Below are 321 nucleotides of genomic sequence, written 5' to 3' on the forward strand. Positions count from 1 at the left end.
CCCAGGACACTGCACGTGGACGCCCCGTCATCTCACGTGGACTGGTCGGCGGGATCGGTGCGGTTGCTGACCGAGGCAACATCGTGGCCGGTCAACGGCCGACCACGGCGGGCTGGGGTGTCCTCGTTCGGGATCAGCGGCACCAACGCCCACCTCATCCTGGAGGACGCCGAACCGTTCGAGCCGCCGCAGGACACACCGGCTGCCCCGGCGGGCCTGGGCCATCAGTCGCAGGCGGTCCCGCTGCCGGGTGGGGTGGTGCCGTGGTTGTTGTCGGCGAAGTCTGAGGTGGCGTTGCGGGCGCAGGCGCAGCGGTTGGCG

Annotated in this window: 1 protein-coding gene; it reads left to right on the forward strand. The window is 71.3% G+C overall.

Annotated features, from left to right (window positions below):
• On the forward strand, positions 1-321 hold a 321-nt coding region (locus ACLQ2W_RS33940; RefSeq protein ID WP_425791992.1), incomplete at both ends, for a ketoacyl-synthetase C-terminal extension domain-containing protein.

The sequence above is a fragment of the Micromonospora sp. DT227 genome, assembly GCF_049841835.1.
Classification (GTDB): domain Bacteria; phylum Actinomycetota; class Actinomycetes; order Mycobacteriales; family Micromonosporaceae; genus Micromonospora.